General features: G+C 61.5%; 14 protein-coding genes. 6 read left to right on the top strand and 8 right to left on the bottom strand.

Going from position 1 to position 16,288, the window contains the following annotated elements; genetic code table 11:
• Positions 1-81 precede the first annotated feature (81 nt).
• Positions 82-408 carry a YnfA family protein gene (locus tag ACSBQS_RS07545; protein WP_004938563.1) on the top strand — a complete coding sequence of 109 codons (327 nt, stop codon included), beginning with the start codon at positions 82-84 and terminating at the stop codon, positions 406-408.
• A gap of 36 nt (positions 409-444) precedes the next feature.
• On the opposite strand, the gene ydfG is transcribed toward ACSBQS_RS07545, so the two are convergent.
• From ydfG to fecI, 5 genes are all read right to left on the bottom strand, one after another.
• Positions 445-1,194: a bifunctional NADP-dependent 3-hydroxy acid dehydrogenase/3-hydroxypropionate dehydrogenase YdfG gene (gene ydfG, locus ACSBQS_RS07550; RefSeq protein ID WP_033642989.1), complete on the bottom strand. Its 750-nt coding sequence runs from the start codon at positions 1,192-1,194 to the stop codon at positions 445-447.
• Between the two features lie 125 nt (positions 1,195-1,319).
• Positions 1,320-1,841 (bottom strand): GNAT family N-acetyltransferase, encoded by a 522-nt coding sequence (locus ACSBQS_RS07555; RefSeq protein WP_033650472.1) that lies wholly within the window; start codon positions 1,839-1,841, stop codon positions 1,320-1,322.
• Positions 1,842-2,040: 199 nt separating this feature from the next.
• Positions 2,041-4,392, bottom strand: a complete 2,352-nt coding sequence (fecA, locus tag ACSBQS_RS07560; protein WP_434990127.1) for a TonB-dependent Fe(3+) dicitrate receptor FecA — start codon at positions 4,390-4,392, stop codon at positions 2,041-2,043.
• A 114-nt stretch (positions 4,393-4,506) separates the two neighbouring features.
• On the bottom strand, positions 4,507-5,463 hold the full coding sequence (fecR, locus tag ACSBQS_RS07565; protein WP_047026172.1) for a ferric citrate uptake sigma factor regulator FecR: 957 nt from the start codon (positions 5,461-5,463) through the stop codon (positions 4,507-4,509).
• The gene (gene fecI, locus ACSBQS_RS07570) at positions 5,460-5,984 is read right to left on the bottom strand and encodes a ferric citrate uptake sigma factor FecI (protein ID WP_046686988.1); all 525 of its coding nucleotides are present in this window, start codon (positions 5,982-5,984) and stop codon (positions 5,460-5,462) included. The genes fecR and fecI overlap by 4 nt, the downstream gene beginning before the upstream one ends.
• 142 nt (positions 5,985-6,126) lie before the next feature.
• Here fecI and ACSBQS_RS07575 point away from each other — a divergent pair, with 142 nt between their 5' ends.
• Entirely contained in the window at positions 6,127-6,456 is a 330-nt protein-coding gene (locus ACSBQS_RS07575; protein ID WP_149542847.1) for a hypothetical protein, read from the top strand.
• Positions 6,413-7,729, top strand: a complete 1,317-nt coding sequence (guaD, locus tag ACSBQS_RS07580; protein WP_197749796.1) for a guanine deaminase — start codon at positions 6,413-6,415, stop codon at positions 7,727-7,729. Before ACSBQS_RS07575 ends, guaD begins: the two co-directional genes overlap by 44 nt.
• On the opposite strand, the gene ACSBQS_RS07585 is transcribed toward guaD, so the two are convergent.
• Positions 7,711-8,877: an MFS transporter gene (locus ACSBQS_RS07585; protein ID WP_342165238.1), complete on the bottom strand. Its 1,167-nt coding sequence runs from the start codon at positions 8,875-8,877 to the stop codon at positions 7,711-7,713. The two genes, guaD and ACSBQS_RS07585, sit on opposite strands and share 19 nt — an antisense overlap.
• Before the next feature lie 103 nt (positions 8,878-8,980).
• On the opposite strand from ACSBQS_RS07585, the gene ACSBQS_RS07590 reads away from it, so the two are divergent.
• Positions 8,981-9,895 carry a LysR family transcriptional regulator gene (locus ACSBQS_RS07590; protein ID WP_033650466.1) on the top strand — a complete coding sequence of 305 codons (915 nt, stop codon included), beginning with the start codon at positions 8,981-8,983 and terminating at the stop codon, positions 9,893-9,895.
• A gap of 106 nt (positions 9,896-10,001) precedes the next feature.
• Positions 10,002-12,203, top strand: a complete 2,202-nt coding sequence (gene dcp / locus ACSBQS_RS07595; RefSeq protein WP_164058059.1) for a peptidyl-dipeptidase Dcp — start codon at positions 10,002-10,004, stop codon at positions 12,201-12,203.
• Between the two features lie 108 nt (positions 12,204-12,311).
• Here the strand turns inward: dcp and ACSBQS_RS07600 are convergent, their stop codons facing one another.
• Complete coding sequence (locus ACSBQS_RS07600; RefSeq protein ID WP_025302737.1) at positions 12,312-13,208, bottom strand: LysR family transcriptional regulator; 897 nt, start codon at positions 13,206-13,208, stop codon at positions 12,312-12,314.
• Between the two features lie 105 nt (positions 13,209-13,313).
• On the opposite strand from ACSBQS_RS07600, the gene ACSBQS_RS07605 reads away from it, so the two are divergent.
• Positions 13,314-14,729 (top strand): aldehyde dehydrogenase family protein, encoded by a 1,416-nt coding sequence (locus ACSBQS_RS07605; RefSeq protein ID WP_033640426.1) that lies wholly within the window; start codon positions 13,314-13,316, stop codon positions 14,727-14,729.
• Positions 14,730-14,854: 125 nt separating this feature from the next.
• On the opposite strand, the gene ACSBQS_RS07610 is transcribed toward ACSBQS_RS07605, so the two are convergent.
• On the bottom strand, positions 14,855-16,165 hold the full coding sequence (locus ACSBQS_RS07610) for an MFS transporter (RefSeq protein ID WP_016927840.1): 1,311 nt from the start codon (positions 16,163-16,165) through the stop codon (positions 14,855-14,857).
• Positions 16,166-16,288: the final 123 nt, after the last annotated feature.

A 16,288-nucleotide genomic window follows, 5' to 3' on the forward strand; every position in this document is an offset into this window, starting at 1 on the left:
GTGACAAATATACCACCGCGCTCCTGGAATTCACCAGCCAAGCGCCGATTCGTTTACTTTATCGAGAGAAAACTGCGACCGATGTTAAAAACTACGCTGTTGTTTTTCGCCACCGCCCTCGCTGAAATTATCGGCTGTTTCCTGCCTTACCTGTGGCTCAAGAAGCAGGGCAGCGCCTGGCTGCTGTTGCCGGCGGCCTTGAGCCTGATGCTGTTCGTCTGGCTGTTGACGCTGCATCCTGCGGCCAGCGGGCGGGTCTACGCGGCCTATGGCGGCGTGTATGTGGCGACGGCGCTGCTGTGGCTGCGAGTGGTGGACGGCGTGAAGCTGTCTGCGCTGGATTGGGTCGGCGCCGGGGTGGCGCTGGCGGGCATGCTGATTATCGTTTCCGGCTGGCGCGCGGCCTGAGGAAACACGGCGGGAGTTGCCTCCCGCCGACAGGGCTCAGGCGCCGCGGTGGATGTTCAGCCCGGCGAAGGACTGGCTGACCGGCATCATTTCCAGCGTGTTGATGTTGACGCGCGCCGGCAACGTGGCGACCCAGAATACCGACTCGGCGATGTCTTCCGGCGTCAGCGCATCGGCGCCTTCGTAGGTTTTATTGACCTTGCCGTCATCGCCCTTGAAGCGCACGTTGGAGAACTCGGTGCCGCCCACCAGGCCCGGCTCGATATCGGTCACGCGGATGCGCGTGCCGTGCAGATCGGCGCGCAGGCCCAGGCTGAACTGCTTGACGAACGCCTTGGTGGCGCCGTACACGTTGCCGCCGGCATAGGGCCAGTTGGCGGCGGTGGAACCGATGTTGATCACGTGGCCGACGTTGCGCTCGACCATGGCGGGCAGCAGCGCGCGGGTCATGTTCACCAGCCCTTTGGCGTTGGTGTCGATCATGGTTTCCCAGTCATCGGCGTTGGCCTTGTGCGCCGGCTCCAGCCCCAGCGCCAGCCCGGCGTTGTTCACCAGCACGTCGATCTGGCGCAGCTCGGCCGGCAGCGCTTCTATCACCTGCTGAATGGCGGCGCGGTTGCGCACGTCGAGCCGCACGATGTGCAGCGCTTCCCCCAATTCTTCCTGCAGCGCTTCGAGACGCTCAAGGCGGCGCCCGGCGGCGATCACCTGGTGGCCTTCACGGATAAAACGGCGTGCGATCGCCTCGCCGAAACCGGAGGTGGCGCCGGTAACAAAAATAATCATGTTGCTGTTCCTCAACTGTTTTTACCCTACATGCCTCTATCATTAGCACAAACCCGCAGGCAGTGGCAGCGGTTATCACGGCGGAAAGGAAAAAAGGTCACACAGGGCCGGCGGCCCGATGCTGATTAGCGCTGAGGCGGCAGGTGGTAGACCACGGCGTCATACTTGATGTTTTCACGCTTGCCGGCCAGCACGCCGCCCAGCGACTCGACGAGGCGGCGGCTGGCGGTATTCTGCTCGGCCACCGGGTAGAGAAAGTGCGGCGGCTGAAAGCGCTCGCTGGCCCAGCGCGCGATGCCCTGCACGATTTCGCGGCCGTAGCCCTGGCCATGCAGGCTCTCTTTCACCCAGATGCCCAGCTCCGGGGTGGGGCTGCGCAGGTTGTGCGCGCCGCCGACGCCGACGAACTGCCGGTCTTCGCGCCGGCGGGCGACGAAGATCACTTCTTCGCCTTCGCGCATCAGCGGCAGCCAGCTTTGCCAAACGTTGGCGAAATCTTCCGGCGACGCCTCCGGCTCAAAGGTCATAAAGCGCGTCAGCGTGGGGGTGATCGCCTGGTAAACATCGTCTGCGTCTGCTGCGGTAAAGGGGGCAATCAACAAACGGTCGGTGTCAACGCGGCACTGAGAAAGGTCATTGTGATTCATTTTATTTCCTCGCTTTTCAGGCCATAACGGCAAAAAATCCGCGCACATAAATCGGGGCGGATCGTCGATATTACGCGTATTGGCGTCAGAAGCGACTTATTTTTCGCCGCTGCGGCGGCGCGGAGGAACGGTTTTATGTGACGTCGTCACGTTGGCGGGAAAGGCGGCGGGCACGGTTAACCGCACCCGCCGTTGAGGATCAGAACTTCACCGAACCTTGCAGATAGATCGTGCGCGGCTGGCCGATGTACAGACCTTTGTTGTTGTCGTCATAGGCGCGGGTGAAATACTCGTGGTTGAACAGGTTTTTCACGCCGACGCCCAGATTCAGGCCGGCCATTTCCGGGCCGAAATCATAGGCGGCGCGCACGCCCCACAGCATATAGCCGGGAATGCGACCGGTGCTGCCGTCGGCGCTTTCCGCCACGGTGTTGGCGTTGTCGGCGAACTGGTTGGATTGGAACTCGCCGTTAAGGTTAAACGCCCAGTTGCCCGGTGTGTAGTCCAGCCCCAGGGTGCCTTTATGCTTCGGCGAGAACGGCACCTGGTTGCCCTTGTAGCCGCCGTCTTCGCGGATGGTGGCGTTGACGTAGGCGTAGCTGGCGTAGGCGGTCAGGTCGTCCAGTTTCGGCGTCAGCTGCGACAGATCGTAACGCAGGCTGCCTTCCAGCCCGGCGTGGCGGGTTTTGCCGCGCGCGGTCACGCTGTCGGTCACCTGGTTGGAATCGTACTGGTTGTTGAAGTTGATCAGGAACAGCCCGATCTCGCCGGTCAGCGCATCGCCGGCATAGCGGGTGCCCAGTTCCCAGGTGCGCGCCTTCTCCGGTTCAATCTTGCCGCTGTCGACTGCCTTGCCCATCTGGCTGTATTGCACGGTGCCGAAGGAGCCTTCGGTGTTGGCGTACAGGTTCCAGTATTCGTTCAGGTGATACATCACGTTCAACGCCGGCAGCGGCGCGTTATAGCTGACGTCGAGGCGGTTGTTCTTGATGTAGTTGTTCTGATACGACTTGATGTACTCGTAGCGCATGCCCGGCGTGATGGTCCAGTCGCCGATGTCGATGCGATCGTCGAGATAGAAGGCGTGCGCCTCGGTGCCGGACTGGGTGTCGCGATCGTACGGGCTGGCGGTGGACGGCAACCTGCCGGTGCTGGCCCTGCTGGTGTAGCGCAGCTCATGGGTGGATTCACTGACGTAACGGTAGCCGACGCCGACCTCATGGGCAGAATCTCCCCAGCGGAAACTCTGGCTGTAGCGCGGTTCTACGCCGCGCACCCAGTATTCGCGCGGCGACAGCGTCAGGTTCTTGCCCTGATCCAGATAGCCGCTGCGCAGGGTGTAGGTGTAGAAGCTCTGCACGTCGAACTTGTGCTGCTGATCAGGCTGATATTGATAGCCGAAGTTCGCCAACTGGCGGCGGCCCCAGAACTTGTCGTACGGGCGCGTAGACTGGAACGGGTTGGCGTTGCAGTCCGCCCGGCTCAGGCCGCCCGGCATGTTCGCTTCGCCTTCGTAGTATTGCAGCAGGCTGTTGAAGGTGTGCACCTCGTTCGGGGCGTAGCGGCTTTTCAGCATCACGTCGTCTATCTTGGTTGCGCTGTGCTCGCGCCAGTCGCTGCCGCGGGTGCCGGAGTAAAGCAGCGCCGCACCGAAGCCGTTGTCGGCGGTGCCGCCGATCATCAGGTTGCCGGTGCCTTTCGGGTGATCCTGGCGCGAGGTCGGGCTGAGCTGCCCCTGCATGCCGGCCTCCAGGCCGAAGGTTTTCGGGATGGCGCGGGTAACGAAGTTGACGACGCCGCCGACGCTCTGCGGCCCATAGCGCACCGCGCCGCCGCCGCGCACCACGTCAATCGCATCCATATTGCCGAGCGAGACCGGCGCCAGTGACAGCTGCGGCTGGCCGTAAGGGGCGAAGGGCACCGGAATGCCGTCCATCAGCACGGTAGAGCGGCTGGCGAGGCGCGGGTTGAGGCCGCGTATGCCGAAGTTCAGCGCCATATCGTGGCTGCCGGTGCCGTTGTTCTCCGGCGCCACCACGCCCGGCACGCGGTTCAACGCTTCACGCACGGTGGTGGTGCCGGTTTTAACGAAGTCTTCGCGGCGCACGACGTCGCGCGCGCCGGGGTGTTCGAACACGTCTGCCTGACGGCCTTCCGCCAGCCAGTCGCCGACCACGGTGATGTCCTCTTCTTTCTGCGGCTGCGGCAGTTTGGCCAGCGTGTAGCCGTTGTTGCCGAGCGCTTTAGCCTGCAGGCCGCTGCCCGCCAGCAGGGCGTTCAGGCCGTCATCGACGCCGTAGCTGCCGCTCAGGCCCGGCGAACGTTTACCGGCGGTCAGCGCGCCGTCTACCGAGAGCGCGATGCCGGCGCGCGCGGCGAAAGCGTTCAGCGCGCCGTCCAGCTCACCGGCCGGAATGTGATAGGCGGCAGCGGCGCTGGCGGCGCTCGCCATCTGCGGTGCAGCGAAGACCAGGCCAATGGCCACGGCCAGCGGCGTGGCACGTTTTCCCCAAAGCGAAGCCGGAGCGACCTTTCCCCAAGCGTTGTTCATACCTTCTCCTGAATCATTTTTTATTTATTGCTGCAGTGTTTTCCTGGGAGTCGGATGAGCAAAGCAAAAGGGACAATCAAGAATGCGATTTTTTATCATTTTCATTTAAAAAATTCAGGCGGGGACGATTTGCAACCAATAGCGGGTAAAGCTTTGCAGGCGTACCGGCAGCGTCTGGCTGAGCAGGGCGAGGGCGCGATCGGTATCGTTGAGCGGGAAACTGCCGCTGACGCGCAGGCCGGCAACGGCCGGATCGCAGCTCAGGTGGCCGCGCCGATAGCGCGCCAGTTCGGCGATCACCCGGTCCAGCCGCCACTGGCTGACGCTCAGCACCCCGTGTAGCCAGCCGTCTTCCGCCGTAGCCGGTTGCTTATCGCTGAAGGCCGCCGCGCTGAAGCTTATCTGTTCGCCGGCGTTCACCCGGCGCTTTTGTTGCGCGTCTTGCGCCAGCTGCGCTTCGACTGCATGCTCCAGCACCGTCAGGCGCGTTTCGCCGCCGCTCTCGCGCACCAAAAAACGGGTGCCGAGCGCGCGCATCGCCCCTTGCGGGCTCTGCACCCACAGCGGCCGGGCATCGCGTCCGGTAACCAGGCTGATTTCCCCGGCGTGCAAGCGGATCAGCCGTTGGCGCTCGTCGTAATGCACGTCCACCGCGCTGGCGGTGTTCAGCACCAGCTGGGTGCCGTCGCTTAACACAATGGGTTTGATTTCGCCGGTGGCGGTGCGGTAGTCGGCGCGCAGCTCCTGGCCGAGTGGCGACCGGTAGAAGAAGCCGCCGCCGCCCACGCCGAGCAACAGCAGCAGGCTTTTCAGCAGGGTGCGGCGCTCGATCGCCGATTGACGGCCGGCGCGATCGAGCGCGCGATAGCTGAATTTGCCCGGCACGCCCTGCAGCTGGCTCTGCAACGCTTCGACGCGTTGCCAGGCCCAGCGGTGATCGTCATGCTGCTGGTGCCAGGCTTGCCACTGTTGGCGCTGGCGTTCGGTGACGTGCTCGTCGCACAGCAGGGCATACCAGTGTGCGGCCATTTTCAGCGCCTGGCGCTGCTCGGGGGTGATGGCGTTGCTCATGAATAAACGTCGTTTTCGAGGATGAACAGCAGGCAATGCTCGGTGGCTTTGGCCATGTATTTTTTAACCGAACTGACCGACACGCCGAGGCGCGCGGCGATGTCCGCATAGCCCAGGCCTTCGAGCTGCGACAACAGAAAGGCCTGTTTTACCTTCGGCCCCAGGCCGTCGAGCATGGCGTCGATCTGCTGCAGGCTTTCCAGCAGGCTCTGGCGCTGCTCCGGCGACGGGGCGTAGCCTTCCGGGATCAGCGCCAGCATCTCAAGATAGGCGCGCTCCAGCGTTCTGCGGCGGAACAGATCGACCATCACCCGCTTGGCGACGGTGACCAGAAAATCTTTCGGCTCGCGCAGGGTCGCCGCGGCGTCGCTTTTCAGCAGGCGCATAAAGGTGTCCTGCGCCACATCGTCCGCGTCGAAAGCGCAGCCCAGCCGCCGACGCAACCATCCCTGCAACCAGGCGTGGTGGGTGGCGTAAAGGCGCGACAGCGCGGCGTGCGGGGCAGAGGCGGTGGCGGACATGGTTTTCGCATTGCTGGTCAAAAAGATGCGCGGATGATAATTGAGAATAGTTATCGTTTCAAGTTTGACCGTTGCCTCCAGGCTGGGGTTCCGCCCCCGGACGCGGCGTTGAAATAAAGCGGACGGTCGTAAAGAGCGTCGTTTGCCCATTAAAGGTGCAGCGGCGCGGTGTTATTTCGGCAAGCAAACGGTTGCTATTTATCTGCCGTCGAAGACTGAGCGTGGGTCTTATTCTCTTTCGCCGGTCTATGCTTTTAGGTTAATTACCAATCAATTGTTTTTATTTAAAAATGTATTTTATCGCCGCCTGTTGGCACACGGCTTGCTATGCTTAATCCGGTCTTTGCGTTTGGGTAAAAAGGGCCTTGTTTCATCATCGCAATTTATTATGCGGATGGGCTTGGCCGGTCGTCACAAGGAAGAAAATAATGGCACTGCAATTCACCACGGCTATTCGTGGCAATTTTTTTGATATCGCAGCCTGTGTGGAGGCGCCGCAACAGCTCGAAGAACGCCTGCGGCATGTTCCCGACGGTTTGCTGCTGCTGAACGACGGCGTCATCGTCTGGTTCGGCAGCTGGCGGCAGGGCGAGGCGCTGCTGCCGCCGGGCTTCGCGGTCACGGAGTATCGCGACAAGCTGATCGTGCCGGGTTTTATCGATACCCATATCCATTATCCGCAAACCGAAATGATTGGCGCCTATGGCGATCAACTGCTGGACTGGTTAAACAATTACACCTTCCCGACAGAAAGCCGTTACGACTGTGAGCAGCACACCGACACGATGTCGGCTTTCTTTCTGCAGCAGTTGTTGAGTAACGGCACCACCACCGCGCTGGTGTTCGGCACCGTGCATCCACAGTCGGTCGATGCGCTGTTCAGCCAGGCGGCAGCGCTGAACATGCGCCTGATCGCCGGCAAGGTCATGATGGATCGCCATGCGCCGGAGGCGCTGCTGGAAACGCCGGAGCAGAGTTATCGCCAGACGCGCGAACTGATCGAACGCTGGCACGGCAAAGGCCGCCTCGGTTACGCCATTACGCCGCGCTTTGCGCCCACCAGTACGCCGGCGCTGCTGGCGCAGGTGCAGCGGCTACGTGAAGAATATCCCGACGTTTGGCTGCAGACGCACCTGAGCGAGAACCCGCAGGAAGTGGCCTGGGTAAAAGCGCTGTTCCCGCAACACCGCAGCTATCTGGATGTTTACCACCGCTACGGCATGACCGGCGATAAAAGCGTATTCGCCCATTGCCTGCATCTGGAGGAGCAGGAGTGGGACTGCCTGTGCGATACCCGCTCGGCGATCGCCTTTTGTCCCACCTCCAACCTGTTTCTCGGCAGCGGGCTGTTTGACCTGCAGCAGGCCTGGCGCAAGCGGGTGAAGCTCGGTATCGGCACCGACGTGGGGGCCGGCACCACCTTCAATATGCTGCGCACGTTAGGCGAGGCGTACAAGGTCGGCCAGCTGCAGCATTACCGGCTCTCCGCCGTAGAAGCGTTCTATCATGCCACCTTGGGCGGCGCGCGCGCGCTGGCGCTGGACGACAAAATCGGCAACTTCAACGTCGGCAAAGAGGCGGATTTCGTGGTGCTCGATCCGGCGGTGACGCCGCTGCAGCAGCTGCGTCACGCCAACAGCGCCACGCTGATGGATCAAGGGTTCGTGCTGATGACCCTGGGGGACGATCGCAACATTTATCGCACCTATGTGGACGGTAAGGTGGTTTATGAGGCGCCGCGCTGACGCAGCCGCGCCTGCAGCCAAACGCTGAGCGGCGCGACGGCGACGGCGCTCAGTGCGCACAACCACAGCAGGCGTTGCAAACTGCGCGGGGTGAGGCCGCCGCTCAGCAGCGCGGAAGAGAGCAAGAAGGCCACCGTGGCGCTCAGGTGTATCAGGGCGGTTTGCAGCGTGCCGAAGGCGGCGCGTTGCCGATTGTCCGGCCAGCGCATGCTCAGGGAAGAGATCGCGACCAGCCGCGCGTAGGCCGCCGCGAGAAACGTCACCATAAACAGTTCAGCGCGGTCGCCACCGCGCGCCGCCAGCCACAGGCTGCCCAGCAGCAACAGCGTGGCGCTCACCGTCAGCGTCACGGCGCCAAAGCGTTGCAGCCAGCGGCCTGTCAGTACGGTCGCCAGATAGCCAGCCACGCCGCCGATGAGAAACAGCCAGGACAAATGCGCGTCTGCCACCTGTAACCGCTGGGTGAGCAGCGGCGCCAGCACCGGGATCAGCAGCATCGGGCTGAACTGCGTCAGACCGGCGGCGGAGGCGAACAGCAACAGCCGGCGATCGAGCGTGACGGGCGCGGCAGCCTGTGGCTGCGGCGCATCCCTGGGAACGAACAGCGCCACCAACACCGCCGCCAGCAGACACAGCCCGCCGATAGTCACCAGCGCGGCGCGCCAGCTTGCCACCTCGCACAGGTACAGCATGCCCGGCATGCCGACGATGCTCACCAGCGAAAAAGACGCGATCACCGTCGCCAACATTCGGCCGTGCAGTGCGGCCGGCGCGGCGTTGAGCAGCAAGCCGATCCCCACGCCCATCGTGGTGCCGCCCAGCAGACCGGCCAGCAGCCGCAGCGCCAACAGCCAATAAAACTGCTGGGTTGCGGCGATCAGTAAGGTCGTCACCCCCAGCAGCGCGACGTTGAGCAGCAGAAAACGCCGCTTTTCAACGCCGCCGATCCAATAGAACGCGCCGATGCCGGAAATCACCGCTGCCAGCGTATAGGCCGCGCTGACATAACCGGCGTAACTGACGGGCACGGAAAAGTCGGCGGCCATATAGAGAAATATCGGGTTGAACACCATGTATTCCAGGGCATTGGTGAATTGAATAAAGGCGATGACCAGCGCTATCGCCGTCAGCTTTCTCGTGGGTGTCATAAGCATCCTTCGGTCGCAGAGTCAGGCCGGCAGTGAAGCGCGTGGCGTTGCGCGGGATTAGGTGGTAGAAATGGCATGGTTTGTTATCAAATGTGGGATAATCATGCGCGCCAAATTGGATTTAAACCTGTTACGCATTTTCGTGGCGGTGGTGGAGCAAGGCAGCTTCGTCGGGGCCGCTCGGGCGCTGGCGATGCCGACCTCCAACGTCAGCCGCGCTATCTCGCAGCTGGAGCGCCAGCTCGACCAGCGCTTAATCGAGCGCAGCACCCGCTCAATGCGGCTGACGCCGAACGGCCAACTGTTGCATGAGCGGGCTCAGCCGTTGCTGGCGTCGCTCGATCACACCGCGCAAACGCTCAGCGAACGGCAGCAACAGCTGCGCGGGCCGCTGCGCCTGTGCGTGCCGAATGAAGTGGGGCCATATCTGTTGGGCGATCCGTTGGCGGCCTTCGCCCTGCAGCATCCGCAGATCGAAATCAGCTGCGTCACCAATCTGGCGGGCATGGCGTCGCTGCTTGACGATGTCGATCTGGCGGTCATGGTCAGCCGGGGCCTGTTGGACGACAGCGACTATGTCGCGCAGCCGCTGGCGACCTTTCCCTGCATCGTGGTGGCTGCGCCGGCGCTGGTGGCGCAGTGGCCGCCGACGTCGGAGATTGAGCAATTCACGCAATTGCCCTGTATCAGTACGGTGGATGCGCTGAAGGGCATGCCGTGGCAATTCGTCCGCCCGGACGGCAAGTTCGTTACCGTCCCGGTCAATGCGCGCTATCGCGTCAATAGTGGGGAGATGGCGCTGAAGGCGGCCTTGGCCGGCGTGGGGTTCGCCATACTCTCCGAGCTCGGCTGCCGGCCGTTTCTGGCCGACGGACGTTTGGTTGAGATACCGCTGGCCTTGCCGCCGGCGCCACTGCAGCTGTATGCTGTTTATCCCGGCCGCCGCTATCTGCCGGCCAAAACGCGCGCGCTGCTGACCTTTCTGATACAGCAGATCGGCGAGGCGGCTCACTTCTAATCACTTGTTTTTGCTCAAACTGCCAACTGCGCCTAAGCTAGGAGGTGACTCAGAGGGAGCCATTCCCCGAGACCTTATTCCGTGAACATGGAGGAGTTTCGATTTGATGCGTTTATCCACATTGGTGCTGGCGATCGGCATGGCGCTCGGCTCGCAGGCACAGGCAGCAGAAACCCAACCTCACGCCGACCATAGCGCGCTGCCCAGCGGCCAGGCGAAGGAGGCTACCGTGACCGGTGAAGCCAATCAGCACGACAAGCAAAAGACCCAAAATCCGTTCTTCTATCAAAGCCGTCTGCCGTTCCAGGCGCCGCCGTTCAACCTGATCAAGGAAAGCGACTACGCGCCGGCGATCGAAGCGGGCATCAAGCAAAAGCGGGAAGAGGTGGAGAAGATCGCCAACAACCCGGCCAAGCCCAACTTTAAAAATACCTTCGTGGCGCTGGAGCAGGCCGGTTCGCTGCTGACGCGGGTGATGAACGTGTTCGGCGCCATGACCTCGGCCAATACCAGCGATGCGCTGCAGAAGCTGGATGAAGAAACCTCGCCGAAGCTGGCGGCGCTGAACGACGACATCATGCTCAACGGCAAGCTGTTCGCGCGCATCAAGGCCATCTATCAAGATCGCGATGCGCTGAAGCTGGATCCGGAGTCGCGTCGGCTGGTGGAAGTCACCTATAAAAACTTCGAGCTGGCGGGCGCCAACCTGTCGGACGCCGACAAGGCCAAGCTGAAAGCGCTGAACCAGGAAGCGGCGACGCTGAGCACCCAGTTCACCAACAAACTGCTGGCGGCGAGCAAAAACGGCGCGCTGGCGATAACCGACCAGGCGAAGCTGGACGGTCTGTCCGAAGGTGAGCTGGCCGCGGCAGCGCAGGCGGCCGCCGAGCGCAAGCTGGAGAAACAGTGGCTGTTGGTGCTGCAGAACACCACCCAGCAGCCGCTGCTGCAGAGCCTGAAAGATCGCGATACCCGCAAAGCGCTGTTCGACGCCTCCTGGACGCGTGCGGAGAAGGGCGACGGCAACGATACCCGCCAGACCATTTCCCGACTGGCCAAGGTGCGCGCCGAGCAGGCCAAGCTGTTGGGTTACCCGAACTACGCCGCCTGGAAACTGCAAAACCAGATGGCCAAGACGCCGGATGCCGCGCTGAGCTTTATGCGCAACATCGTGCCGGCGGCCACCGCGCGCGCCGAACGTGAAGCCAAAGATATTCAGGCGGTGATCGACCAGCAGAAAGGCGATTTCAAGGTGCAGGCCTGGGACTGGCAGTTCTACGCCGAACAGGTGCGCAAGGCCAAGTACGATCTGGACGAGTCGCAGATCAAACCTTACTTCGAGCTGAACAACGTGCTGAACAACGGCGTGTTCTACGCCGCCAACCTGCTGTACGGCATCAGCTTCAAAGAGCGCAAGGACATTCCGGTCTACCAGCCGGACGTTAAGGTGTATGAAGTGTTCGACAAGGACGGCAAATCGCTGGCGCTGTTCTACACCGACTACTTCAAACGCGACAACAAGGGCGGCGGCGCCTGGATGAGCAACTTTGTCGATCAGTCGAAGCTCAATGGCACCAAGCCGGTGATCTACAACGTCGCCAACTTCACCAAACCGGCGCCGGGGCAGCCGGCGCTGCTGTCGTATGACGACGTGATCACGATGTTCCACGAGTTCGGCCACGCGCTGCACGGCATGTTCGCCGATCAGGAATACCCGAGCCTGTCGGGTACCAACACCGCGCGCGACTTCGTCGAGTTCCCGTCGCAGTTCAACGAGCACTGGGTCAGCGATCCGAAAGTGTTCAGCCACTTCGCCAAGCACTACCAGACCGGTGAGGCGATGCCGCAGGAACTGGTCGACAAGATCAAGAAGGCCGACAAGTTCAACAAGGGCTACAGCATGACCGAGCTGCTGTCCGCCGCGCTGCTGGATATGCACTGGCACATGCTGACCGCCGATCAGCCGCAGCAGGACGTGGACAAGTTCGAGGCCGAGTCGCTGCAAAAAGACAAGGTGGATCTCAGCTACGTGCCGCCGCGTTACCGTTCCAGCTACTTCCAGCACATCTGGGGTAACGGCTACGCCGCGGGCTACTATGCCTATCTGTGGACGGAAATGCTGGCGGACGACGCCTTCCAGTGGTTCACCGAACACGGCGGCCTAACCGCCGAAAACGGCCAGCGCTTCCGCGACATGATCCTGTCGCGCGGCAACAGCCAGGATCTGGAGAAGCTGTACATCGACTGGCGCGGCAAAGAACCGAGCATCGAGCCGATGCTGATCAATCGCGGGCTGAAGGACGAATAATCCCGAGGGTATGAACAAGGAGAGTGAATAAACCAACGGCACGCCAAATGTCGGGTCGCATTCCGACGTTTGGCGGTGCCGTTTTCTGGTCGGCAGGGAGAAGACAAGCTACCTGGCCTGAATTTCATGCACCAAATCGATAAATGCTTTGAGCCCCGGAGGCACATGTCGTCTGCCGGGATAATAGAGACGCAATCCGCCGAAAGCTGGGCACCATTCGTCCAGTACGCTAATAAGGCGGCCTGATGCGATATCTTCACGGGCAAACCAATCTGAAACGAAGGCAATCCCCACACCGCTCAATGCGGCACGATGAATGGCGCGCATTTCATTCAATACAATGCGCGGCGGTACGTTGACTCGAAGTTTCTGCTGGTGGCGTTCCAATTCCCAATGGTAAATCCCTCCGTGTGACATACGCATCCCGACGCTTTTGTGCCGTAACAGATCCTCCGGCGATTGCGGTATGCCATGTTCAGCAAAATAGTCTGGTGTAGCGACCACCAACATGCGGATATCTCCCGTTAGCTCCACGGCGATCATGTCCTGCGGGACGGACTCCGCCAAACGGATCCCCGCGTCGTAACCTTCCGCCACAATGTCCACCATTCTTGATTCGCTGGTGATATCGAGCCGCATTTGCGGGTAACGCCGCAAATACGTTTCGATCAACGGTTCGTAGAGCAGGGAGACGCACTCCTGCGGTGCGCTGATGCGCAGCGTGCCGGTTGGCGCGTCGGGCTGGGTGGCGATCTCTTCCGATGCACGCCGAATCTCGGCCAGAGCGGGGGCGATTCGTTCTACATAACGCGCGCCCGCCGGCGTCAGCGCCACGCTGCGGGTCGAACGGTTAAACAGACGTATTTTCAGGCGGCTTTCCAACCCGGCCACCGCATTGCTGACGGCGGTGGCCGACATGCCTAATTGCCGTGCGGCGGCGCGAAAGCTTTGTCGCTGCGCTACGGCCAACACGACTTCCAACTCTGTCAGTCCACTGCGATGCATAGATTATCCCGATTATCGGTACAGTTCGTACAGGATAGACCCACTTATCGTATTGATCATCTGTTTCTATACTCGTTTGACTAATCGGAACATGTGGAGCACACCATGCAAAAAATTGACAGCATTTATATCAACGGTGAATTCGTGACACCCCACGGTGAAGAACGCTTCACGCTGTTTAACCCGGCGACAGAAGACGTGATTGGCACTGTGCGTCTGGCGGACGAGGTGGATGCCGAGCGGGCGATTGCCGCAGCCAAGGCCGCATTTCCTTACTGGTCCAAGACCAGTAAGGCGGAACGCCTTGCCGTATTGCGCCGTATGCACAAAGCGGTTATGGCCCGTGAAGATGCGCTGATGGACGCTGTCGTGATGGAATATGGCGCGCCCAAAATTCGTGGGCGCTGGATGGCCAGTTACCCGGCGGACGCGATAGCTCAGGCGATCGACGCGCTGGAAAATTTCGAGTTTACGGAACAGGCGGGTAAGGCGCAGGTCATCATGACGCCTGTCGGCGTCGCCGGGCTGATTACGCCTTGGAACAGCGATGCCGGATTTATCTGCAACAAACTGGCGACGGCAATGGCGGCAGGGTGCACCGCGGTGATCAAACCCAGCGAAATGAGCGCGATGCAAACGCGGGTCATCACCGAAGCGTTGCACGACGCGGGCATTCCTGCCGGGGTATTTAACATTATCACCGGGCGAGGCGAGGTGGTGGGTGAGGTCATTAATCGACATCCCGATATTGCCAAGATCTCGTTTACCGGTTCCACGGCGGTGGGCAAACATATCGTAGAAAGCGGTGCAGAATCGCTGAAACGGGTGACATTGGAACTGGGGGGCAAATCGCCGACGCTGATCCTGGACGATGCGGATGTCATGCAGGCCGTGCCTTTGGCGCTTGCCGCCGGTTTTATGAATAGCGGCCAGGCCTGCATTGCAGGCACGCGAATTCTGGTGCCGCGCAGCCGTCAGGCGGAGTTTGAACAGGCGATTGCCGACGCGGTAGGCAAAGTCCGGTCGGGCGATCCGCGCGATGAAAATACGGAAATCGGCCCGATGGTGAGCCAAAAACAGTGGCAACGGGTGCAGGATTATATACGCCTGGGCGAGGAAGAAGGGGCGACATTGTTGGTTGGCGGCGTTGGCCGTCCATCGGGTATGGATAAAGGCTGGTGCGTGAAGCCTACGGTATTTGCGGGCAATAACCGGATGCGCATTGCCCGGGAAGAAATTTTTGGTCCGGTGCTGGTGATCATCCCTTACGACAATGAGGCCGAAGCGCTTGCGATCGCCAACGACACCGCCTACGGGCTGAGTGCGCTGGTGTTAAGCGGCGATCGCGAACGCGGGGTGCGGGTGGCGCAGCAGATTGACTCCGGGCGTGTTCTGGTGAACACGTTGGATCATGAACCTAAAGCGCCGTTTGGCGGTTTCAAACAGTCCGGGCTGGGCCGCGAGATGGGCAAATGGGGGATGCAGGCTTATCTGGAAGCAAAAACGTTGTTGGTGGGGTAACCCAGAGCCCATCGTCGTTATTGACATGCCCTGTTATGGGGAGAAAACGGCGCAAGAATCAAAGCAGACAACGGTCCCTTATCATCATTGTCATTGTCTTGCGCCTTTTCCCTTTCTATTAACGCTCAGCGGTTCACCACCTTGGCCGGCAGGGCCACCACCAGCAGCGAGCTGAGCAGCAGGCAGCCGGCGAAGGCCCAGAGCGCGCCGCCGCTCTTGCCGGTCAGATCCAGCGCCAGCCCCATCAGCGAATTGCTTACCAGCCCGGCGATGTTGGCCAGCGAACAGGCCAGCGCGAAGCCGGTCGCCGCCGCCGTGCCGCGCAGGAAGGTGGCCGGCAGGCTGAAGAACACCGGCACTGCGCCGATGATTGCCGCCTGGGCGATGGAGAACAGCAGCACCGTGGCCAGCGCATTGTGGGTGAAGAAGGTGCTGCCGGCCATCGCCAGCGCGCCGATGATAAACGGCACGATGATATGCCAGCGCCGTTCGCGCAGCCGATCGGAACTGCTGCCGATCAGCAGCATGCCGAGCAGGGCGGCGACGCTGGGGATCGCCGTCAGGTAACCGATGGTGGTGATGTCGGTAACGCCGGCGGTTTTGATGAAGGTCGGCATCCAAAAGCCCATGGCGTAGGCGCTGAGCAGAATAGCGAAGTCGATGCCGCCGAGCATCCACACCTTCAGGTTGAAGAAGCCGTCGCGGAAGCTGTGCTTGCCGTGATCGGCCTCGGCGTCGTCGCGCGCCAGATCGTCGGCGATGCGCTGTTTCTCCTCGGGCGTCAGCCACTTGGCCTGCTGATAAGTGTTAGGCAACAGCCAGAAGGTCAACACGCCCAACAGCACGCTGGGAATGCCCTCCAGCAAAAACAGCCACTGCCAGCCGTGCAGCCCGTGGCGCATGTCGAAATGGCCCATGATCCAGCCGGAGAGCGGCCCGCCGATCACGCTGGACAGCGGCAGGCCGATCATGAACAGCGCAATGATGCGGCCGCGGCGATAGGTCGGGAACCACAGCGTCAGGTAAAAGAGCACGCCGGGCAGGAAACCGGCCTCCGCCACGCCGAGCAAAAAGCGAATGACGTAGAACTGGGTCGGCGTGGTGACGAACATGGTGGCGGTGGACAGCAACCCCCAGGTGATCATGATGCGGGCGATCCACATCTTGGCGCCGACGCGCTGCAGGATCAGGTTGCTCGGCACCTCGAACAGAATATAGCCGACGAAGAACAGCCCGGCGCCCAGACCAAAGGCCGCTTCGCTCAGCTGCAGCGCGTCGGCCATCTGCAGCTTGGCCAGCCCGACGTTGATGCGATCGAGGTAGGCCGCCAGGTAGCACAGGCAAAGAAACGGGATCAGTTTCCAGGTGATTTTGCGGTACAGCAGCAGCGATTCTGCGTCCGCTTTCCCCGCCAGCGGGGTGTCGACAATGGCCATGATGTTGTCTCCAGGTGGTGCGTGTTGGCCTCCGCAGGAGGCGCCTGTTGTGTTTGCGTTGCATGGGCGCCGCCCTGTTTCGGGCGGTCGCGTGAGGCGCTGTCTGCGCCTTCGTTATTGTCG

Origin of the sequence: Serratia sp. H402Y (genome assembly GCF_051172415.1) — a bacterium.
In the GTDB taxonomy this organism is placed as follows: Bacteria; Pseudomonadota; Gammaproteobacteria; order Enterobacterales; family Enterobacteriaceae; genus Serratia; species Serratia ureilytica.